The organism is Bdellovibrio bacteriovorus, assembly GCF_048286975.1.
GTDB lineage: Bacteria > Bdellovibrionota > Bdellovibrionia > Bdellovibrionales > Bdellovibrionaceae > Bdellovibrio > Bdellovibrio bacteriovorus_H.
Genome location: NZ_JBLVRT010000007.1, coordinates 160628 through 181700 on the forward strand (window position 1 = coordinate 160628; position 21073 = coordinate 181700).

General features: G+C 50.1%; 21 protein-coding genes. 8 read left to right on the forward strand and 13 right to left on the reverse strand.

The window, feature by feature from the left end; genetic code table 11:
- Positions 1–18: 18 nt before the first annotated feature.
- The gene (locus tag ACNQKP_RS17145) at positions 19–573 is read left to right on the forward strand and encodes a GbsR/MarR family transcriptional regulator (RefSeq protein ID WP_417866352.1); all 555 of its coding nucleotides are present in this window, start codon (positions 19–21) and stop codon (positions 571–573) included.
- 2 nt (positions 574–575) lie between these two features.
- On the opposite strand, the gene ACNQKP_RS17150 is transcribed toward ACNQKP_RS17145, so the two are convergent.
- Positions 576–881, reverse strand: coding sequence for a TIGR03643 family protein (locus ACNQKP_RS17150; RefSeq protein ID WP_417866355.1), 306 nt, complete (start codon positions 879–881; stop codon positions 576–578).
- Between the two features lie 28 nt (positions 882–909).
- A complete protein-coding gene (locus ACNQKP_RS17155; RefSeq protein WP_417866357.1) occupies positions 910–1314 on the reverse strand; it encodes a thiol-disulfide oxidoreductase DCC family protein in 405 nt (134 codons plus the stop codon).
- Positions 1315–1384: 70 nt separating this feature from the next.
- On the opposite strand from ACNQKP_RS17155, the gene ACNQKP_RS17160 reads away from it, so the two are divergent.
- Both ACNQKP_RS17160 and ACNQKP_RS17165 read left to right on the forward strand, forming a co-directional pair.
- The gene (locus ACNQKP_RS17160) at positions 1385–2686 is read left to right on the forward strand and encodes an ABC1 kinase family protein (protein WP_417866359.1); all 1302 of its coding nucleotides are present in this window, start codon (positions 1385–1387) and stop codon (positions 2684–2686) included.
- Between the two features lie 10 nt (positions 2687–2696).
- Positions 2697–3755: a cytochrome-c peroxidase gene (locus ACNQKP_RS17165; RefSeq protein WP_417866361.1), complete on the forward strand. Its 1059-nt coding sequence runs from the start codon at positions 2697–2699 to the stop codon at positions 3753–3755.
- 4 nt (positions 3756–3759) lie between these two features.
- On the opposite strand, the gene ACNQKP_RS17170 is transcribed toward ACNQKP_RS17165, so the two are convergent.
- The 3 genes from ACNQKP_RS17170 to ACNQKP_RS17180 all read right to left on the reverse strand — a co-directional run bounded on the left by ACNQKP_RS17170 (position 3760) and on the right by ACNQKP_RS17180 (position 7008).
- The gene (locus ACNQKP_RS17170) at positions 3760–4629 is read right to left on the reverse strand and encodes a LysR family transcriptional regulator (RefSeq protein WP_417866363.1); all 870 of its coding nucleotides are present in this window, start codon (positions 4627–4629) and stop codon (positions 3760–3762) included.
- A 422-nt stretch (positions 4630–5051) separates the two neighbouring features.
- The gene (gene fghA / locus ACNQKP_RS17175; protein WP_417866365.1) at positions 5052–5882 is read right to left on the reverse strand and encodes an S-formylglutathione hydrolase; all 831 of its coding nucleotides are present in this window, start codon (positions 5880–5882) and stop codon (positions 5052–5054) included.
- A 16-nt stretch (positions 5883–5898) separates the two neighbouring features.
- Complete coding sequence (locus tag ACNQKP_RS17180) at positions 5899–7008, reverse strand: S-(hydroxymethyl)glutathione dehydrogenase/class III alcohol dehydrogenase (RefSeq protein ID WP_417866367.1); 1110 nt, start codon at positions 7006–7008, stop codon at positions 5899–5901.
- 85 nt (positions 7009–7093) lie between these two features.
- Here ACNQKP_RS17180 and ACNQKP_RS17185 point away from each other — a divergent pair, with 85 nt between their 5' ends.
- From ACNQKP_RS17185 to ACNQKP_RS17200, 4 genes are all read left to right on the forward strand, one after another.
- Positions 7094–7993 carry a LysR substrate-binding domain-containing protein gene (locus tag ACNQKP_RS17185; RefSeq protein WP_417866369.1) on the forward strand — a complete coding sequence of 300 codons (900 nt, stop codon included), beginning with the start codon at positions 7094–7096 and terminating at the stop codon, positions 7991–7993.
- A 181-nt stretch (positions 7994–8174) separates the two neighbouring features.
- On the forward strand, positions 8175–8624 hold the full coding sequence (locus ACNQKP_RS17190; RefSeq protein ID WP_417866371.1) for a DUF3015 family protein: 450 nt from the start codon (positions 8175–8177) through the stop codon (positions 8622–8624).
- 29 nt (positions 8625–8653) lie between these two features.
- The gene (locus ACNQKP_RS17195) at positions 8654–10540 is read left to right on the forward strand and encodes a DUF4105 domain-containing protein (RefSeq protein ID WP_417866373.1); all 1887 of its coding nucleotides are present in this window, start codon (positions 8654–8656) and stop codon (positions 10538–10540) included.
- A gap of 63 nt (positions 10541–10603) precedes the next feature.
- Entirely contained in the window at positions 10604–11626 is a 1023-nt protein-coding gene (locus tag ACNQKP_RS17200) for an SDR family NAD(P)-dependent oxidoreductase (RefSeq protein WP_417866375.1), read from the forward strand.
- A 46-nt stretch (positions 11627–11672) separates the two neighbouring features.
- On the opposite strand, the gene ACNQKP_RS17205 is transcribed toward ACNQKP_RS17200, so the two are convergent.
- From ACNQKP_RS17205 to ACNQKP_RS17215, 3 genes are all read right to left on the reverse strand, one after another.
- Positions 11673–12236 carry a DUF3341 domain-containing protein gene (locus ACNQKP_RS17205; RefSeq protein ID WP_417866377.1) on the reverse strand — a complete coding sequence of 188 codons (564 nt, stop codon included), beginning with the start codon at positions 12234–12236 and terminating at the stop codon, positions 11673–11675.
- A 9-nt stretch (positions 12237–12245) separates the two neighbouring features.
- Positions 12246–12599: a BON domain-containing protein gene (locus tag ACNQKP_RS17210; RefSeq protein ID WP_417866379.1), complete on the reverse strand. Its 354-nt coding sequence runs from the start codon at positions 12597–12599 to the stop codon at positions 12246–12248.
- Between the two features lie 168 nt (positions 12600–12767).
- Positions 12768–13073 (reverse strand): hypothetical protein, encoded by a 306-nt coding sequence (locus ACNQKP_RS17215; RefSeq protein ID WP_015090029.1) that lies wholly within the window; start codon positions 13071–13073, stop codon positions 12768–12770.
- Between the two features lie 178 nt (positions 13074–13251).
- On the opposite strand from ACNQKP_RS17215, the gene ACNQKP_RS17220 reads away from it, so the two are divergent.
- A complete protein-coding gene (locus ACNQKP_RS17220; protein WP_417866381.1) occupies positions 13252–14124 on the forward strand; it encodes a DUF72 domain-containing protein in 873 nt (290 codons plus the stop codon).
- A 3-nt stretch (positions 14125–14127) separates the two neighbouring features.
- On the opposite strand, the gene ACNQKP_RS17225 is transcribed toward ACNQKP_RS17220, so the two are convergent.
- The 5 genes from ACNQKP_RS17225 to ACNQKP_RS17245 all read right to left on the reverse strand — a co-directional run bounded on the left by ACNQKP_RS17225 (position 14128) and on the right by ACNQKP_RS17245 (position 21068).
- Positions 14128–14490 carry a 4a-hydroxytetrahydrobiopterin dehydratase gene (locus ACNQKP_RS17225; protein ID WP_015090027.1) on the reverse strand — a complete coding sequence of 121 codons (363 nt, stop codon included), beginning with the start codon at positions 14488–14490 and terminating at the stop codon, positions 14128–14130.
- A 103-nt stretch (positions 14491–14593) separates the two neighbouring features.
- A complete protein-coding gene (locus ACNQKP_RS17230; protein WP_417866383.1) occupies positions 14594–17704 on the reverse strand; it encodes an efflux RND transporter permease subunit in 3111 nt (1036 codons plus the stop codon).
- A 1-nt stretch (position 17705) separates the two neighbouring features.
- Positions 17706–18983 (reverse strand): TolC family protein, encoded by a 1278-nt coding sequence (locus ACNQKP_RS17235; protein WP_417866385.1) that lies wholly within the window; start codon positions 18981–18983, stop codon positions 17706–17708.
- 120 nt (positions 18984–19103) lie between these two features.
- Complete coding sequence (locus tag ACNQKP_RS17240) at positions 19104–20549, reverse strand: L,D-transpeptidase family protein (protein ID WP_417866387.1); 1446 nt, start codon at positions 20547–20549, stop codon at positions 19104–19106.
- Between the two features lie 177 nt (positions 20550–20726).
- Complete coding sequence (locus ACNQKP_RS17245; protein ID WP_417866389.1) at positions 20727–21068, reverse strand: DUF1904 domain-containing protein; 342 nt, start codon at positions 21066–21068, stop codon at positions 20727–20729.
- Between the last annotated feature and the right edge of the window lie 5 nt (positions 21069–21073).

Consider the following 21073-nt stretch of genomic DNA (forward strand, 5'->3'; position numbering starts at 1 on the left):
CATGGTAGCATGAACTAAATGAAAAAAGCAGACCAAAAAAACAGCATCCCCACCAGCACTGCCGAAATTAACAAACTCCGCGACTTGTCAGAGTCTGTTGGTGATTTTATCCGCTATTGGGGCTTTCGCAGAATTCACGGCCAAATTTGGACTCAGGTCTTTTTGTCGAAGACCAGCCTTAGCGGCGCTGAACTGACTCAAAGACTGGGCGTATCTAAAGCTCTTATCAGCCCGGCCCTTTCCGAGCTGGAAGCTTATGGCCTCATCCTGATGACAGAAGATGGAAAGAAGACAAAACGGTACTCCGCAGCACCGAATGTCATCCCGGTGATCAAAGACATTCTTAAAGAGCGGGAAGCAAAAATCATCGCGACCGCACAAGAAAAATTCGGGACACTTCACAAGATCCACGAAAAAAGAGGCGAGCAGGAATCCTTGCTTCAACACGAGCGTGTCGAAGAACTTGGACAGATGATCACCTTAGCGCAATTTGCCCTGAATTTTATCATAGGGCAAAGTGACGAAGAATCCCTGGCCTGCTGGACTGAAGAGGCGATGAAGGCCGACACATAGAACTACTTCCAGCCTTTCGTGACTCCATCCACAGACTGTCTTGAACACTTAAAACGGGTGACCTTGAATCCCCGTTTTTTTTCGTTCTTCAGGCGCCCCTGTTCAAACACACGCCGGCGCCAGCGACCGAAGGCATTCCCTGACAGCACGGTTCTCATAAAATGAACGAATTCATTTGGAGAAAGCCCAAACTGCACGGCAATCACATCAAAAGTGGTCCGATCCTCCCAGCCCATGCGAACAAGTCTTGCACGATCTTCTTCTGAAAAACCGGCAAACTTCTTTTTAAGATCTTTTGAAATTCCCATACGGCCCTCTCCAGTTTTCGAAAGTCACCTATAATTGGCAATAGGGACTGTCAGAACATTTCTTCCGCGGAAGCAAAGGCCGGACTTTTGCAAACAGGAGGTAGCCTGCCTCCAGTGTCTTTTTCACCGGGGCAAATGAAGCCAAAGGGACAATCTGCTTCAAACTTTCCAACTGAGACCAAATCACAATAAAGGCCTCAACCCCCGTAACGATTTTACCCTCAGAATCCCGAACATGAAGACTCTTATGAATTTTGTGGGGATCCAGGCCTTCTGAAATTGCGTCAAAGTCCGAAGAGGTGATGTCAATAAATGCAATGCGATCGGCCCCCTTCAGTTTCCTATAATGAGCTATTTCGCGCGAGCACAGCTGGCAAAGGCCATCGTAATAAACGGTGATTCCAGATTGAGACGTGCTTTTTTGCTTTTCCATCTTGAACTCCAATTTAGTTCATAGTAGTATGAACTAAATTGAAAGTCAATATTCACCAGGAGAGCCCGGCATGGGATCCATCTTTAACAGTCAATTCAAACGGACGTTTGAACTGGCTAAAATGGCAACAAAGATCGGCTTGAAGGAGCTCTCCTCCGGGGACATTCAGTCCAGGATCGAGCAGGCGAAAATTCTTACTGAGACTCTGGGAAGCCTGCGGGGTGCCGCCATGAAGGCCGGTCAGCTTTTAAGCCTTGATTTAGATGACTACTTCCCTCCCGAAGCGATTCAAATTTTATCGCAACTGCAAAACCAAGCTTTTGACAGTCCCGAACTGGACCTTGCCCAGGTGCTTAAAGCGGAACTGAAACCAGACCAGCTTCAGCAACTGCAAAACATAAACTACAAGCCGTTTGCAGCGGCCAGCATGGGGCAGGTGTATAAGGCCAGCGTCTCAGGCAATCCAGTCGTTATCAAAGCTCAGTATCCGCATCTTGAACAATCGATTGAAAATGATATAAAAGCCCTGAAAAGACTGATGTCCGCTCTCTGCCTGTTGACTGGCAGAAGTATGAATCTTGAACATCTATTTGTGGAAATTGAAGAAGTTCTGCGACAGGAAGTAAACTATCTGAACGAAGCCAAAGCTCTTTCAGACTTTACGGAGCTCTTTGATTCTCACGCCTGGAAGTCCGCCAGAATCAGAACACCGAAGCCCCTGCATCACCTCAGCACGAACAAAATCCTGTGTTTGACCTACGAACAGGGGCTGACACTTAAAGAGTGGATCGACACTCGCCCCACGGTCGAAAAGCGAGAAATCATTGCCAAAGCCCTGTTAGAGCTTTATGTCATGGAATTTTTTGTTTGGGGTTTCGTGCAAACCGACCCCAACCCCGGAAACTTCCTGATCCGCCAAGCCCCCGAGTTGGAAGTCGTGGCCCTCGACTTTGGAGCCTCCCGACGCTATCCTCCGGAATTCAGAAAAAATTATATCGAGCTTCTTCATTCTATTCGCAGCACCTCACCGGCAAAGATCGTGCAAACGGCCATTGAATTCGGACTGCTGGATTCACGCGAATCTGAAGATGCGAAAATGGTGTTCGTCGAACTTTTGAAACTTGGCATGAGCCCGTTCTTCCAAAATGCCAATGGCAGAAAGTTCGACTTTAAAAATGATAAATTCGCGAAAGAAAATGCCCGACTCTCCCGACAGCTTGTGCAAAGCCTCAAGTATTCTCCGCCGCCACACAAGCTGATCTTCCTGCACCGCAAGCTTGGCGGAATGTTTGCCGCACTTAGAAAGCTCGAAGTAGAGCTGGATTTGCGCGAATATTGGGAGCAGATAGAAACAGCAAATATCAATCGGTAATGGAGGCCTCTTGAAAACAGCTCGTATACGTTTCTTAACCTTGTCAGTGGCCGCCTGTGGCTTCTTCCTGACGGTGCCTACAGTGGCTTTCGGCACGGACAAAGACCTCGCAAAGACAGCAAAAGCACTGTTTGGAATCATTCCGGCAAAAACGGCAGCGCCTGACAAAGTCTCCAGTGCCCAGATCGAACTGGGCAGAAAGATCTTTTTTGACTACAGACTTTCCAAGGACGGCAGCACCACCTGCGTTCGCTGCCATCAACCTCAGTACTACAGCACGGACCGACTGCCGCAGTCTGCGGGTTTCAATAACAACAAAGGCGCACGCAACGCTCAATCCATCCTGAACCTTAAGTACCAGGAGATTGTTCATTGGCGCAATGACAGAACAAGCATCGAAGATCAGGCCCTGCGTTCTTTCACCACTCACTTAAGCTATGGAAACTCCTCTGTCGAGGAGGCTTTAAAAAGATTCGAGCTGGCCGGCTACCAACCTCTGTTTAAAGAGGCCTTCCCGGATTCCAAGTCCCCGTTGACGCTTGAGAATGCCGCCGCGGCGCTGGGAATCTATCAGCGGTCACTGACCACCCGGGCGCCTTTTGATCAGTTCCTGGAGGGCGACATCATGGCCATCTCCGCTGAGGCCAAAAAAGGCCTACGGGAGTTTATAACTGTAGGGTGCGCCTCCTGCCACAATGGCACAGCCATAGGTGGCCGAACCATGCAAAAGTTCGGAGTCTTTCAGAACTACTGGAATGTGACCAAATCAAAAACTCCGGACAAGGGACGCCAGGAGATCAGCAAGAAAGATGAAGACCTTTATGTCTTCAAAGTGCCGTCACTTCGTAACATCAACGAAACAGCCCCCTACTTCCACGATGCCTCGGCACAGGATCTGGAAACTGCAATTCGCTGGATGGGCAAGCTTCAGCTCAATAAAGACCTGACGGATGACCAAGTCAGCCTGATCAAAGCCTTCCTGCAAAGTCTGACCGGTGAACTGCCAAAAGATTTCCGGATTGCTCCGACGCTTTCGCCACAGCCCTATGCAGGACCAGAGCCACTGTGATCCCTTATCCCAAGTTACGCAGGCTCTTGGCAATATGCCGGTACAATGCGCTTTCCGGATTGTTTTTCCGCTGAATTAAAAACACACTCTGCTTTCGCTCTTTCTGGGAAAGCGGAGACTCCAGCTCGATCAAACGATAATCCGGAAGCATTGTTTTATTGTGCAGGTTGACCACGAACTCCGGCAAATAGGCCACGCACAGGCCTTGACGGCATAGCTCCATGGCCGACTCCATCATGGTGACGCGGTAAAGAATTTGGCGAGTGTGTTCATGATCGGGCCAGCCATCCAAACCCTGCACCTTGGATGGCGTCCCTTGTGTCGGTAGCAATGGCACAACAAACGGAAGCTCACTCCAATTCAGGCCTTTGAACTTCTTCAGACCAAAGATTCCCATTTTAATTTTTGTGACCTCGGTAAAGTCAACTCCGGCTTTCGGAATGGGAGCATAGGTAATACCAATATCCACGACGCCATCCGCGATCGCCTGCTCCAGGCGACCGGGACGATACTCATGCAGCTCCAAAGGGCCTAAATCGACAGACTTCATCAAGTGACCCAGGAAATAGGTCGTGAAAACCTCGAAAGAACCCAGGCGATAAGAAGCTTTTTCCGCGTCAGAGCGAAGCAGATTTTCCGGGATTTTCAACCATTGATCCAGCAGACCTGCTGTTTCATTTTTAAAGCGTTGGCCCGCTGGGGTCAGGCGCAATCCTCGTCCTTCCGGCTCCAGCAGCTTTGCGCCTACTTCCTGCTCCAACAGACGTAAAGCTTTGGACAGGGCCGGTTGCGACACGTGCAACACCTCTGACGCCTTTACTAATGAGCCAGTCTCTGCAAACACCTGAAAGTAACGAACTCGTCCTATATCCATAAGTTAACTGTATATAACTTTAATGAACTTTTATTCAACAATAAATATGACTAATTTAGCGGCAGAACCCGTCAGTAAAGGAAATAACCATGAAATATGTCTTAGTATTTGGACTGTTATTAATGTCAGCCCTGCCCGCCCAGGCTGCAAAATATGTATGTAGTTACACAGAAAGCGCGTGCGACGAATACGATAATCACTATATCTGTTCCACCGGTGACGGATGGGCCGGAGACTACATTTTCTGCTCCCCAAAGGATGTCAGCTCAAAGCAGACTCCCCGAAGCTTCAGAGGCAGAGACTTCATCAAAGAGTGCATTGAAGAATGTGTTAATGCGGGAGGCGCTCCGTCAACCTGCCACCATCGATGCTGGTAAGCAGCTTCAGCAAAAAAAAGAGGCCGGGAAACCGGCCTCTTTGCTTTACACACTTGCGTGGAACTTGATGTGACTTTCAATGAAAGTTGCAATGAAGTAATAGCTGTGGTCGTACTGCTCCCGGTAGTTCACTTCGTAAGGCTGCCCCGCAGTTTTGCAGGCACCTTCAAAGTTCTGAGTCAGCAGCTGGCCTTTTTGCAGGAATTCATCCTGCGTTCCCTGATCAATCAGGATTTTCGCCGGATGGCGGGCACCACTATTTACTAATTCTGTGGCATCGTACTGGGACCACACACTGGCGTCGTTCCCCAGATATCCTGCAAAGGCTTTTTCCCCCCAAGGACACTGTACCGGATTCACAATCGGTGAAAACGCAGAAACAGAGCGATACTTGCCTGGATTGCGCAGTCCCAAAACCAAAGCGCCATGCCCTCCCATGGAATGCCCCATGATGGAAATGTGCTCAGCAGAAACTTCAAATTGCCTCTGAATCAGGGAATAAAGTTCTTCATTCACGTAGCTGAACATCTTGTAGTGGTCTTTATAGCCATCCACTGTCGCATCCACGTAAAAGCCCGCGCCAGAACCAAAGTCATAGCTGTCATGTTCGCCGGGAAGCTGCAAGCCCCGCGGCGAAGTATCCGGACAGATCACCATCAGCTGATGCTCTGCCAGATATTTTTGCGCTCCTGCTTTGGTGATGAAGTTTTCATCCGTGCAGGTCAGCCCTGAAAGCCAGATCACGCAGCCTTTGACTTTGCCCTCGGGGATGAAGGTTGAAAATTTCATCTTGGTTTTAGTCACAACAGAATCGTGCTCCCAGAACTGAGTCAGTCCTTGGAAAGTTTTATGCGTTTTTAAAGGTGTCAGATTCATGGATCCCCCGCCCGTTCTACATCTTGATGACAGAACGGATGCTTTTTCCTTCATGCATATAATCAAAGGCTTTGTTGATATCTTCAAGTGGCATTGTGAAGGTCACCATGTCATCAATGTTGATTTCACCGGACATGTATTGCTCGACATAGCCAGGAAGCTCCGTACGGCCTTTAACGCCACCAAACGCAGAGCCCTTCCATACACGACCCGTCACCAGTTGGAACGGACGAGTTGAAATCTCCTGCCCGGCACCAGCCACACCAATCACGATGGACTGACCCCAGCCGCGGTGCGCACATTCCAAAGCTGCACGCATCAACTGAGTATTACCCACGCACTCGAAAGAATAGTCCACGCCCCACTCGGTCATTTCCACGATCACCTGCTGAATAGGCTTGTCATGCTTCTTAGGATTTACAAAGTCCGTAGCGCCGAATTTTTGCGCCATCTCCCATTTAGCATCGTTAATATCGATCGCGATGATACGGGAAGCTCCGGCCATTTTTGCACCTTGGATCACGGACAGACCGATGCCGCCTAAGCCAAAGACTGCAACCGTCGCACCTTTTTCCACCTTTGCCGTGTTCAAAACAGCGCCGATCCCGGTGGTGACTCCACAACCCAGCAGACACACTTTATCCAAAGCTGCGGCAGGGTTGACCTTTGCCAGTGCGATTTCCGGAACAACCGTGTATTCCGCGAAAGTGGAGCAACCCATATAGTGATGAATCATTTTGCCATCTTTAGAGAAACGGGATGTCCCATCCGGCATCAGGCCTTTGCCTTGAGTCGCACGGATACGAACACACAGATTGGTTTTTCCCGAAAGACAGAATTTGCACTCTTTGCACTCTGGAGTGTACAGAGGAATCACATGATCGCCTTTTTTCAAAGTGGTCACACCCTCGCCGACCTCCTCAACGATACCGCCGCCCTCGTGGCCCAGAATTACCGGGAACAAACCTTCAGGATCCGCTCCGGACAAAGTGAAAGCGTCCGTATGGCATACTCCCGTGGCAACAACCTTGATCAGGACTTCACCTTTTTTGGGCCCTTCCAGATCCACTTCTTCGATAGACAATGGGGCTCCGGCTTTCCAGGCAACTGCGGCTTTGATTTTCATGTAATTCTCCTTAGTGAATAAGAAGGAATTATAAATTCCCAAGCCCCGCTTGACTAGGCAACGAAAGGAACAATACTGTTTCCACATGGAAACAATAAGATCGTTGCAGGGAATCATAGCTTTCGTCAAAATCGCCGACTCCGGAAGCTTTTCTGCGGCCGCTCAGTCCTTGGGGGTTTCCAAATCCCATATCAGCAAAACCATCAGCCAACTGGAGTCCGACCTAGGGGTGGCTCTGTTTGTCCGCTCCACCCGCAAGGTTCAGCTGACCAGCGTCGGTGAGCGCTTTCTGGAAACCTGTCGCCAATCACTGCTGAATCTGGATTCGGCGAAAAAAGAAATCCTGGATCTGTCAGACACTCCCCGTGGCGTCCTGCGCGTCACCCTGGCCGGGATCTTTGGGGAAGAGTACATCGCCCCGGTGGTGATTGACATGGCCAAGCGCTATCCTGATCTGAAAATCGAATTGGATTTTTCAAGCCGCGTGGTCGATCTGATTGAGGAAAAATTCGATGTGGCCATTCGCATCGGGCATCTGGAAAACTCCTCGTTGCTGGCCACTAAAATTGCTTCACGAGTTGAATACGTTGTCGCCTCCAAAGCTTACCTTAGTGCGTCCCCGGCACTGAAAGATCCCGAGGATCTTGCAAAACACAACTGCATCGGCGAAAGGTCCTCGTGGAGCTTCCGCAAACGGGGAAAGTCTTTTCAAGTTCCTGTAAAAGGGAACTTCAAATGCAACAACCCGCGCGTTTTACAAAAAGCGGCACTGTCGGGCCTGGGCGTCGCCAGACTTCCGGGGTCCTATGCATTTGAAGACATCAAAAAAGGCCGTCTGATTTCTTTGCTTGAAAACTTCAGCGAAGGACGCAAAGACATCTGGGCAGTCACCCCGCTGCGCCACAAACAGAACATCAATGTGAAAATTTTTATTCAGGAAGTTAAAAAGCATCTGTCCGACGACTATGCGGATGTCCTGTTTTAGCCTGTTTTTTGAGCAAAAAGATTTCTCGGGTTCTGCTGCTCGACAGAAAATCCAGACTTCAGGGTCAATAAAGGCAAGTTTATCTGGCTGCACACTATGAGTTCTTGCCAAGTCTCACTTCGTTTTTCATAATTTTCAGGACTTCGACAATAAAGTCGGATCGACTAATAAAGGGGATTACGTGAAATCATTCATCGTAGCATTGGCTGTTTTGGGTTCTGCTGTATCTGTGCAAGCTGCTTCCGGTCTTAAAGGCACTGGCGTTTATGGCGTTGCAGGTTGTGGTTTGGGTTCCTTGGTATTCGGTAACGAAGAAGGCGCGATGCAGGTTATCGCTGCAACTTTGAACGGTACTGGTGTTCAAACTTTCGGTATCACTTCCGGTACTTCTAACTGCGGCAAAGGTCTTTTTGCCAAAGCTGAAGTTAACTCCTTCATCGAATCCAACTCTGTAGCTTTGGAAAACGACATCGCTCGTGGCCAAGGTGAGACTCTGTCCACTTTGAACAACATGTTGGGCTGTGATTCCAAATTCAACAGCACTCTTCAACAGAACTACAAAGAGATCTACGCTCCAGGCGCGAACTCTTCTGAAAAAATCGTTACTTTGGCTGAATCTTGCCAAGGCTAATGACTTTGAGTTTCTGCAACAAAAGCCTCATGAAAATGGGGCTTTTGCTTTTATCACTGACAGTCTCTTCACTGGCTCTTGCATCCAACGATCTGACTTCCCGTGCCTCCACAGAAAAGTGGGCCGACAACATCCAATGGTTGCGCCTTCTGCAATATGATAAGAACCTCTTTGGCGGCTATACCAGCCCGGCTGAGAACCCGGCCTTTTTCCTGCACCCTGAGGGAAAAAACAGTCCTGCTTTGGAACTCCAGGCCACCATCTCGGCCCTTGTGAATCCCGAAAATAAAATCAAATCCAAAGACGGCCAGTTCAACGAATCTGCCGCCTGTGTTTTCCCGGCGCGCAAACTGTGGCTGGAAAAAATCAGCGGACAAAAGCTGCCCTCCGTGCCTTGCGAACGCTACGAAAGATTCCTGGAAATCCTGCAGCCACAGTCTTTGACCTATGTTTTCTCATCTTACTATCTGAATAATCCCGCCTCCGCGTTTGGGCACACATTCCTGCGCATCAACAAGAGCGCCTCGTCCCGCGATGGCGAACGTTACGAGCTTTCTGACTATGGCGTCGGTTATGCCGCGGTAAAAGTTTCTGACAATCCGTTCATCTATTCTTTCCTTGGAGTTTCCGGCCTGATGCCCGGAACCTTTGATATCAATCCGTATTACTACAAGGTTCGCGAATACAACGACTTTGAATCCCGGGATTTGTGGGAGTACGACCTGAACTTCACCCCTGAAGAATTCCAACTGATCGTCGCCAACATTTGGGAACTGATCAATGCGGAGTTTAACTATCACTACTTCAAAGAAAACTGCTCTTACCGGATTCTGGCTTTGCTGGAAGCCGCCCGTCCTTCGCTGAACCTTACCAAGGATTTGAAGTCCCAGGTGATGCCTGCTGACACCGTGGGAACCTTGTATCAACAAAAGGATCTGGTAAAGAACATCCACTATCGTCCTTCCATCCGCGCCACTTTCGACACACGCTACAAAAAGCTGGGATCCATCGAACAAGAGCGCATACGCCAGTTTGCAAGAACCGAGTCTTTGCCTCAACTGATCGAGGGCCTTGAAATCCAGCAAAAACGCGACACTCTGGATGCCGCCATGGACTATCTGGATTTCAGATATCCAAAAGAGATCCTGCGCAAACAAGGCGCTTACCTGTTTAAAAAAGACATCCTGCTGGCGCGTGCCGAACTGGGTGGTGCCTCAGAACCACTGACGGTGCCCGCTCCTTGGAGTGAATCTCCTCACGATGCACAAGGGTCCCGCCGCTGGGGCTTGGGGTATCGCGAGTGGAATTCGGAACGCTTCTATCTGCTCGACGCCAAACTGTCCCTGCATGATCTGCTGGATCCGAAAAAAGGCTATCCTCCAACCGCCGAGATCACGATGGGGGCTTTCAGCTTCAGCTTTAATCCGGACGACGAAGAAGTCGCACTGGACAAAGCCACCGTGTATGAAGTGATCTCTTTGGCACCAGTAGATGCGTTCAACCAAGGCTTTTCATGGCGCTTGAAAGTGTCTGTGGAACGTGGCTATGAAAATGGCTGCACCACACTTTGCCGCTGGAGCGAACTGAGTGGTGGCTCCGGAATCACAAAATCATACTGGAACGATCTGGATCTCAGCCTGTGGTTGCGTGCCACAGGTCAAACCAGCCCGGACTTTATCAGTGACACATGGAAGATCGGTGCCGGTCCTGCCGTCAGTGCCCGCTGGAATCGTGACTGGTTTGCGCTTTTTGTTGAAAGCTATTATCGCTATGACTACAAAGGCTTTGAGCACGAGTATCGTCAAAACACACTGGGAGTGAACTTCAGTCTGAACAAGTCTTTAAGCCTGCGTCTGTCCGGAGAAGAAACCAACTCAGTTCAGCGTGGCGAAGCGCGCCTGCTTTACTACTACTAGCCCCTGCATTCTTACACGTTGAGCTCCCCCTTTCGTCACTTATGATGAAGAAAAGGAGCTCATATGAGCCTAGCAAAAAAACTTATCACTGGTTTCGCCACAGGTTTTGTTTCAGCCCTGCTCTTTAGAAAAATCAGAACCCACATAAGATCTCGCTCTTTTAAAGGTTCTGTGGTGCTGGTCTCTGGAGGCTCGCGAGGGCTGGGGCTTTTGATTGCCAAAGAATTCTGCCGTGCGGGTGCCAGTGTCGCCCTGACAGCGAGGGATGGAAGCGAACTGCACCGGGCGCAAAATATTCTGCAGCTGGATTGCCCTCAGGCGCTGGTTCACACCTTTGTTTGTGACTGTCGTATTCCTCTGGATGTTGAACAAACTGTGGCTGAAGTCGTGCGCACCTTTGGGAAAGTGGATGTCCTGGTTAACAATGCCGGGATCATATCCTCTTCACCATTAGAGCATGTCACCGAAGCCGACTACGAAGACTCTTTGGCGGTTCATTTCTGGGGTCCCTATCACCTTATCGAACACTGCCTGCCGGTCATGAGTAAAGGCAGCCGCATTGTGAATATTGCCTCCATCGGTGGTCTGATTCCCATTCCCCACCGGGCCGCTTACTGCGTGGGAAAACATGCCCTGGTCGGATACTCCCGCGGGCTGCGATCTGAACTTGCCGCCAAAGGCATCTATGTCACGACAGTTTCACCCAATGTCATGCGCACTGGCTCAATAGACCACGCCATGTTCAAGGGTCAGATACAAAAAGAATATGCCTGGTTTTCAATTCTGGCTTCTTTACCGCTCGTAAGCTCCAGTGCGGATACAGCCGCTCAGCGCATCTTCCGTGCATGCGTGCGTGGTGATGCCGAGCTGGTATTGTCACTACCCACAAAACTTGCCGCCACCATGCAGGCGCGTTTCCCGAATATGTTTTCAGATTTGATTTACTTGGCAAACATGGTGATGCCAGGACCAGGGCAGGCCAACGCCGTTGAAGGAAAAGATGCGCACTCTTCTGTCTCGCCGTCTTTTTTAACGTCGGCATCCCAGCGCGCGGCTGAAAGAAACAATGAAGGTCCCATTCACTAAATAGAAAAAGCCCCGGAAAGAAACCGGGGCCTAATTTTAAATGCCCCTATGGATGAGAACGCAAATCGCGTTGAGAGGATTTATCCCCGCGAACTTCACCCGCTTTGGAGATATCTTCGCCGCCGGATTCTTTAAGGATGCGTTCGGCTTTATCTGCCCAGTCTCCATCATCCACGTGAACCGAGATCAGAATTCCCCCATCTTTCACATAACCTTCATAGCGTTTGGCTTCGTATTCAGGAATACCAACACCAACCAGGGCTCCACCAAGTCCACCGACTGCACCGCCGACACCAAGACCGGCCAAAGCACTCATGATCGGACCTGCCGCCACCAAAGGCCCCAACGCCGGAATAGTCGCAATCACCCCAGCACCGACAAGCCAGCCCAGACTGCCGCCGATAACGGCTCCAGCCCCTGCCCCGACACTGGCACCTTCCGGTGCTTTTGTTCCCTTCTCATGTGCAAATTCCCGCGTTTCGGACTTTTGCGGCATCAGAACAGATATGTCGCTGTTGCGGAAGCTTTCCGTCTTCAGGCGATCCACACAGTTCTCCAGCTGAGCACGATTTCTAAATATACCAAATACTGAATTATGACCTTTTTCCATCCAATCCCCCTATTTCTTAACCGTCATCTGGTCAGAGACTTTGTTGCCGGAAATTTCATTGGCGATTCTGCTGATTTTTTTCTTTTCATTCTGAGAGGCCACTGCTCCCTTTAAAGTCACCATGCCATTCTGACTCACGATGGTGATGTTTTTTCCCATCATCGACATGGTGTCATCGCTGTTGATCTTTTCACGAATCGAGCGGGTCAAAGTCGTATCCGACTCATTCATACCCTGATCTGTGGCTTTGGTTGTCGTGGTTGTCTCTTTTGTCGTGGTAGTATAGTGATCATCGCCCTTTGCAAGCGTCGTGCACGCTGTGGCACTGATAAGTAAACCAATAAACAGATGTCTAAAACTCATGAAGGACCTCCTTTGGTTAATCCCGCAACAGATAACTATGAATCCCTAACCTTGGGAACCATTGCATTTGAAATGTGCCAAGAAGCCAGAGAAAGATTCAGAGACCCTCAATTCACATAGGAGTTTAACAAAATGGGCGGACCTTTATGGAGGATCCGCCCCTGAACTTTACCTTGCTAGGAAACGGCACCACAAAGGACGACCGCGCACTTCTCGCACGGAAGCACTGGCGGTATCTCCGGCTTCAACAACCTGATCGATACGCTCTTGCACGTCGTAATCAGCACTGTCACCCGACTGCGGTGCAAACGTAAAGACCACATACTTCATATCCAGTGTACCACCGGTACTGTTGTGGAACGAACAGCTGTGCACGTGCCCGCTGGTTCTTAGTTTACCATAGTGGCTTTCCAGAAATTTCGCACCCGCGGTCAATGAGGATGCCGTGATCAAAAACATCAGAATCGTTTTCATAAAGAACTCCTTTTTTTGTGAAGTCAGTCTGATGAAGTCCAGTGGCAACCGTCAACGATGATACAATTAAGAAGCATCCATCAAAATATCCAAAGAAATTTGGTTAGATGTTTTTGTATCTTGAAGAAGCGACGATCTTCCGAATGAAAAACAACTTCGTGCAAACTAAAATGAATGCATGGAATACAGAATCGGCACCTCCGGCTGGGTCTATCCACCCTGGAGAAGCACCTTTTATCCCCAGGATCTTCCCCAGAAGAAAGAACTTTTCTTTGCCAGCCGACATCTGTCCTCGATTGAAATCAACGGATCATTCTATTCTTATCAAAAGCCTTCCACTTATCTGCACTGGTTTTCAGAAACTCCGGACGATTTTGTTTTTTCAGTAAAAGGCCCCCAATACATCACTCACATCAGTCGACTGAAAGATGTTGAAATGCCTCTGGCAAACTTTTTTGCTTCGGGCGTTTTGCACCTGCGTGAAAAGCTGGGTGCCTTCTTATGGCAGCTGCCTCCCAACTTTGTCTTTAATCCCGAGAAAGAAGAGCGCCTTGAGACTTTCTTCCGACTGCTTCCCCGCACCTTTGCCGACGCCGTTCAGCTCGCTGGAAAATCAGAACGCTTTCATGGGGAATATCCTACTGACATAGCCCCAATCAAAAAGCCCCTCCGCCACGCCCTCGAAGTACGTCATCACAGCTTTGAAAATCCTGACTTTATAGACCTTCTTCGCCGCAACAACGTGGCACTGGTCTTTGCCGAAACCGCCGGAAAATGGCCCTATATGGAAGACATCACCAGTGACTTCCTGTACCTGCGTCTGCACGGTGACGACACTTTCTACAATAAAGGCTACGAACCCGAACAGCTGCGCTGGTGGGCTCAGCGACTCAAGGTTTGGGCTCAGGGTGACAACCCCGAAGACAGTCTGACCCTGCTGCCGCCATTGACCGGTGGTGCCCGGGATGTATTCGTCTTCTTTGACAATGATTTAAAAATCAAAGCCCCTCAGGATGCTGAAGGGCTGATGTTGCCTCTGAATAAGAATTAAAGCTCAGTGAGACATAGGGGCAAACTGATTTCCCGCTAAAGCATCAATTTTCGCCGCACAGATAAAGTCATTTTCAGAAATTCCACCCAATCCCTCATTCACTGAGTGAGTGTAAAACTTCACCACACAACGATTATAACCCACTTCCAATTCTGGATGGTGATCTTCTGTATGAACAATAAAAGCAATGGCATTTACGAAAGCGATGGTCTGATAGTAGTTTTTAAATTCAAAGGACTTGGCAATATGAAGACCCTGCAAGCTCCAGCCATCCAGCACAGTGAGATATTGCTGAATTTCTTCTGGGGTGAGCGCCTGATCAACCGGGTGACTTTTCTTTCGCAAAAGCTCCATCTGACTCATCATAGAATCCTCCGTACTTTTAAACCCCATTGTCCCCCAAGCACGGAAGGCTCTCAATCTGACAGTTCACATAAAAAAAGCCCCGCATGAGCGAGGCTTTTGCTGGCTATTCTGCCTGATCAACGGCGACTTCCCGTCGATCAAACCTTGCAAACAGACTGTATACGCAAGGAACCACGTACAAAGTCAGGAAGGTCGAAACAAACACCCCACCGATTACCGCGATGGCCATCGGCTGACGCGCTTCCGCGCCCGGCCCCAGACTCATGGCTGCTGGCACAGCCCCGGCAATGGTCGCAAAGGATGTCATCAGAATCGGACGAAGACGCGTCGGACACGCTTCAAGCAATGCCTGGTGCACGTGAATCTTTTCGGAATCCCGGCGTTGATTGGTGAAATCCACCAACAAGATCGAGTTCTTTTTCACGATACCCATCAACAGAATCAAGCCGATCATACTGAAGATATTCAAAGACTGCCCGCCAATCAACAGCGCCAGGAAAGCCCCGGAGAAGCTGAATGGCAATGCCATGAACACCGTGACCGGATCGATAAAGCTGTTAAACTGTGACGCAAGGATCATGTAAGCCACAATGAAACCCAGCACCAGGGCAAAGATAAGACTCATGAAACTTTGCTGGAACTCTTCTGCAGATCCGCTCAGCAAAACCTTGTATTCCGCCGGCAAAACCCTGCGAGCCACTTCCTGAGCCTTGTCCACGGATTGTTGCTGGCTGAGTCCCGGTCCGATATTTCCATAGATGATGATCGAACGCTGACGATTCTTGCGCGAGATACTGGAAGCAACTGATGCTTCCTTGATGTCGACCACAGACGCGATCGGCACGAGCTCGCCACGGTTGTTGCGCACTTTCAGATCCTTGATACGCTCTTGTGGATTACGCCCGTTTTCAAGCATCTTCACACGGATATCATAACGGTGACCGCCCTTTTCATAGCTTCCGACAACCACACCCCCCATCATCGCGTTCAGAACTTCACCGATCGCAATCACGCTGACACCACGATCCGCCGCCTTTTGACGATTCGGGATGATCTGCACTTCCGGAGCCCCCGCCTGATAGTCCGAACTGACGTCAGTCATAATCTTGCTGGTTTTAAGTTCTTCCACGATCTGTTCAGAGAATTTTCCCAGCTCGTTCCAATCAGGCCCCTGAATACTGAATTCCACCGGGAAGCCTTTACCTCCCCCACCGCCAAAACCTTGCGTCGACGGATCCTGCACCTGAGGTTTGGAATCCGGGATGGTTTTATTCAGGTAATCACGCACAACCTCGATGAACTCCTGCTGGCTCAACTCCTTGTTCTTTTCAGCTGACTTGCCACGCTGACCTTTGGGCTTCATGTCGACAAAGATGATGGCATTGTTCGCTTCACCACCCGTGAAACCACCTGCCGCCACAAAGGTCGAACTGACCTCAGAGCGTTTTAACAGGAAGTCCTCGATGATTTTCACCTTCTCGTCGGTGAAAGAAATCGCCGACTTCGGCGGATTGCTGATTTGAATCATCAGGGAACTTTGATCCTGGGCTGGCTGGAACTCCCCTTTCAGGAAGGCCACCGATCCAAAACTCAAAACAAAGAAGATCAAGGAGGCAAAAATCACCTTCCAGCGGTGATTCAAAGAAACCTCAAGAGTGCGGGTATAGGCGCTCTTAAGACGTTCAAACATATGCTCAAATCCACGGCCGATACGAGTCGTGCGCTCTCCGGATTCCACGAACTGAGAAGCACGCATTGGCGTCAGGGTCAGGGCTTCCAAAAGGGAAATCATGACCGCCGCACTCATCGTCACACCGAACTGGAACAGGAATCGTCCGATCAGACCTTCCATAAACGCGATCGGAAGGAAGATGGCCACCAGGGACACGGACGCAGCCATCGCAGCAAAAGTGATTTCTCGCGCGCCGACCAGGGCGGCTTCGCGTTTGCTCTTACCCATTTCCAAATGCCGGATGATATTCTCCAGAACCATGATGGCATCATCGACGACGATACCAATCGCCAGACTTAACCCCATCAAGGTAAAGATATTCAGCGTGAATCCGGCAAAGTAAAGAATGATAAAGCTTCCCAGCACTGACGTGGGTATCGCCAGCAAGACGTTGAAGGTCGATGACCACGATCCCAGGAACAGCCAGCACACCAACGAGGTCAGAATCGCTGCCAGAATCAGGGTCAACACCAGCTCGTGCACGGATTCTTCGACGAACTTGGTACCATCATAGTTCACGACGATCTGCATGCCCTCAGGCAGCGTCTTTTGAATTTCGGCAATACGGTCTTTCACTGCGTGCGCGACTGTCACCGCATTGGATCCACGCTGTTTGACCACGCCCAGGCCCACGGCTGCTTTGCCATTGGCGCGAGCAAACTGCACCACATCGACCATGCCCTCTTTGAACTCCACCACTTTTTCAAGCGGGATCGGCATGTAATTCGGCCCCCCGCCACGGCTGTTCACCAGGATCTTATTAAACTGATCAATGGTTTTCGCTTCACCCAGGGTGCGCAAACTGTATTCGGTCTTGTCATATTCCGCACGACCGGCCGGAGGTTCGGCATGTTCGGTGCGCAGAGTGTTGGTCACATCAATCACTGACAGCGCGTAACGATTCAGGTCTTCATTACGAACCCAAACTCGCATGTTGGGCTCGAGGTAACCCGGCATCCACAGGTTCCCCACGCCTGGAACCGTCGTCAAACGATCCCGGACATAGTCCTTCACAAAAACCATCATTTCTTCCAGCGGCATCTTGTTACTGGAAAGCGACAGCCACATGATCGGGAAATCCTCAGGATTGATCTTCATCACCGTCGGTGAATCCATATTCTGAGGCAACGCATCCTGAATCTGGGACATCTTGGCCTGCACGTCCTGGAAGGCCACATCGATGTTACGCTCAAGATCAAATTCGACTGTGATGTCAGAAGTACTGTTACGGGCCACCGAAGAGATGTTCTTCACACCCTGAATGCTGATCAGGGCATCTTCGATCGGGTCAATAACGTCGGCTTCCATGACTTCCGGAGCGGCGCCTTCATAGCGCACAGAAATGGAAATGACCGGAAAGTCCACATCGGGAAGTTCACTGACCCCCATGCGCATAAAGCTGATCGCACCAAAGACGATCAGACCAAACATCAGCATCCAGGCAAAGACGGGTCTGCGGATTGATAAATCAGACAATGTCATCTTAGTCTTCCTTCACTTTCGGAGCTTCAATTTCTGCCGAAGCCACTTTCAGTTTCACCAGTTCCATCTGGGCCGCAAAGCGCGCCTGATCCAAAGCACGCGCCGCAATCCTGAAGTCAGTCAACGCCACCTGAACATCGATATTGCGAGCCAGGCCACGGCGATAGTCTTTCTGCAAAACCTTATAGTTTCGTTCCGACAAATCCCCGGCCTTTTCCAACGCCTCGACCTGTTTCAGGCGCGTTTTAAAGTTCTCATAATAGGCGCGAATCTCCTGATCCGCCTGTCTGCGCAAACGCGACAGCAGCAGGTCCGCCTCAATACGTTTGGACGCCGCCTCACGCACGCGGGACTGGGTGGTGCCCCCTTCAAACAACGGCACGGTCAGCTTCAGCTGCACATCCCAGTTCAGATCCTCACTGTATCCATCCGGTCTTTTAAGATAGTAATTTCCGGTCAGGTCCAACGAAGGCCAGTGCGCCCCTTTGGCGATGCTGACTTCTTCTTCCATGGCCTGATGCTGGCTGCGGGCCGCTTTGACATCATAGCGGTTTTCAATTTTATCCAGATAAGACTGCAGTGGCGCCACCGTCACGGACTTGGCCAGCTCCGGATCGGTCAAAGGTTCCGTTGTCGGAAGACCGGTCAGGAAGGCAAAAGCTTCGCGGGCCATTTTCAGATTCCCGGTGATGATTTCATACTCGGCATTTAAAGCAGCCTGACTGCTTTGTGCGGTCAGGGCATCGGATGAACTGGATTCCCCACGGCGCACGCGTGACGACAGTTCTTTCACCCGCTCGTCGTAAATTTTTAGCTGAACAGAGATATTGTCCAGATCCTGCTCCAGCGTCAGAATATTCAAGTAAGAACTTGTGACGTCCTGATAAAGCTGAATCAGCGCCTGATTGCGGATTTCTTCCTGGGACTGCACCAGGTCTTTTTGCTGACGAACCGCTGCGAATTCACGCAAGCCCCGGAATAACACCTGATTCGCCGTCAAGGCCACCGTGGTCTGCCGCTCTGGGAAGAACTGCTTTGCCACCGGATCAGAGGGTGCTGGCTGCATGAAGTAGGTGGCATTTGCTGAAATCTGCGGGAACATTCCCCCGCGCACCTGCTTCACCCGCTCACGAATTTGTTGAACTTGTTCGTTCTGAACTCCGACCGTTTCATTTTTCTGCAAAGCGGACTGATAGGCCTCTTGCAAAGTCGCAGAATACGCGCCGGAAGAGAGAACTGCGGAAAGACACACAATGGAAAGAGATGTTTTTCTTAGCATCCCATTATTCTTACTGAGGCTTCCCAATTTTCAAGACAGATTATTCTAAAGGCGCGTTGGGCCAAATAAAAAAGGCCGAAGTTTCCTTCGGCCTTTTTATTCACTCAATCTTGGTGAAATTTATTTGATAACCGCTGGTGGGTAATAGTTACCAGCACCCGCCTGCAGGAACTCTGGAACAGAGTTCGTGAAGTCAGTCATGCCACCCACACGAACCGCACCGCCTGTTGCATTGTAATTCGGGTGTGAGTAGCTTACGAAGCGACCTTCATCAACCAGGAAGTAACCACGGAAGTTGGTGCCTTGGCCCTTCTTCAACTTTTTATCGATCTCATAACGGTCACCAGACAAACCAGAAGCCGCTGACTTGCTATAGTTCAAAGGCATCACTGTCGGATAACGGTTCACCTGATAGACACCACGTTCAATCAGATTCACACCCGCAACCGCACTGATCCCCTGAGCCCGGATCGTCGCAGCATCCGCCGTCAAACCGTTGGACTGAGCCGCACCATTGGTCAACAGCATCCATTCCCAAGGAAGAGGGCGCTGGGAATCACGGTATCTGGAGAACGGAGCCGCTTCACGGGAAGCCTCACGAGCGTACACACGGTAGATGTCAGTGCCCGGACCCAGAAGATGTCTCATGTAGGCAACAGCCTGATTTTCCAAACGCGTGCAACCATGGGAACCCGGGTTGCTGAAGAAGTTGATCATCTTCATGCGAGTGATTTCAATTGGCTTGGAACCGTCTTTACCCCAGCCCATAGTGCCGTGGATCCACTGATAGTTCACGCCACCGTTTTCACCTGCCGGAGTCAACTTCGCTGCATACCAACCGAACGCGCCATAGTTGGAAGTCTTGCCCTGTTCATTTTTACGAAGCCATTTTCTTGCACCCATGTACAGGCTCATGCTGTCTGTTACTGGATCTGGAATATCCTTGATACTTTGACCTGGGGTGTACCAGCGAGGATAGAAGGCTTTACCGTCCTGATAGAACTTCACCCATTCAGAAATGCGGGCATGACCAACCCATGTTTTATAGGCATTGTCATCCTGGCCGTCACCCTCTTCAGGGCGACCCACAACCATGTCTGTTTCCATCACCATCTTATGCGGGCAGTTCGGAGTCGCCGTGCAACGCTCATAGATACGAGTTTTCTCAGTCGCGATGTTCTGAACCACGAAATAACGAGACGTTGGCAAAGTCAGCTCACGCTCGCTCAGATAATCTTTGGATACAAAGAAGTCAGAAGAGATATAAGGAGATACAGTGGAAGACTTGATAATCTTGATCTGCACCAGTGGAGTCGCCTCATTCAAGACATCATACACTTCCACCAGGTCGTTCTTGGACAACTTGCCGACAACGTTATTGGCTGTGGTGGAGTTGCTGGAGCGCACGTTCAGCGTATCAGCTGAAATATAGTAACGCTTGCCTACGATCAACTGGCTCTTGCTCACCACCTGGGCGGAAGCATCCGCAACCTGGGCAGAAACAGGGGAACCGGCCAAAACACTCATAAGAACCGCTGCTGCGACTCCGACTAAAGAAGCTTTCATATAATCTCCATTCATTGCACCCTGCCATAAAGCAAGAAGCGTGAATGGGTTTTGGCACCCTGTAATCGAATAGAACCGGGTTTGAGATTAGGACCTATGAAAGAAATACCCTGCGAAGCTCAATGAGGGCCCTGTAACGAAGGCCCGAGGAGTGTCTAAAAATTTGACAGCGAGGCCTTAGAAATGGGTCCCATTTTCATAGTAAGACTCTTGCCGCAGCACCTGGAAAACCACGACCACATCCTCATACCGCCCGATCTCCTTAATCTGTCGGGTGATGATAGAGGCACATTCATCCTGCACCTCCTGAGAGCGTGCAAACCAGAGCACTTCCACAAACGGATACGAAGCGGTTTCCCGCCCGGAGGAGAAAAACTGTGTCTGCACCAGTTCGAATGTGAAATTATCAATAGCGGTCTTCATCGCCGGCGCCAATTCCCTGGCAAGGCTGTCACTGAGTTCCTGAACATGTTCCTTATTTACGGCGCGCATTCTGATGTGTGGCATGCCCGGAAGCATACCAC